This window comes from Bacillus sp. DHT2, from assembly GCF_026241455.1.
GTDB classification, from domain to species: Bacteria; Bacillota; Bacilli; order Bacillales; family Bacillaceae_G; genus Bacillus_A; species Bacillus_A pseudomycoides.
On record NZ_JAPHWH010000098.1, the window covers coordinates 1 to 300 of the forward strand.

Sequence of the window (300 nt, forward strand, 5' to 3'; positions counted from 1 at the left end):
CCAGCGCTGATATCCTGGATTGGCTCGCGGTAGCTGGGATACTCGGGCTGTTTACGCTGGCGCTGACATGGCTGGCTGTCATTCCCGGATTGACAGCGAAGTCTATGGAAGGGGCGACAGCCTACTCGTACCCGCTGATTTTCCTGCCGTTTATCAGTTCGGCTTTTGTCCCTACTGAAACCATGCCTAAAATTGTCCGTGCGTTCGCTGAGAACCAGCCCGTGACTTCAATAGTGAATACGATTCGTGCCCTCTTGTATGAAGGGTCTGTTGGCAACGGTATCTGGATCGCGCTTGCCT

At 54.0% G+C, this 300-nt stretch carries 1 protein-coding gene; it reads left to right on the top strand.

Features of this window, described 5'->3' with window-relative positions; translation table 11 throughout:
* Positions 1-300 (top strand): ABC transporter permease (locus ORL93_RS31085; RefSeq protein ID WP_265960358.1); only part of this gene is annotated, 300 nt, incomplete at both ends.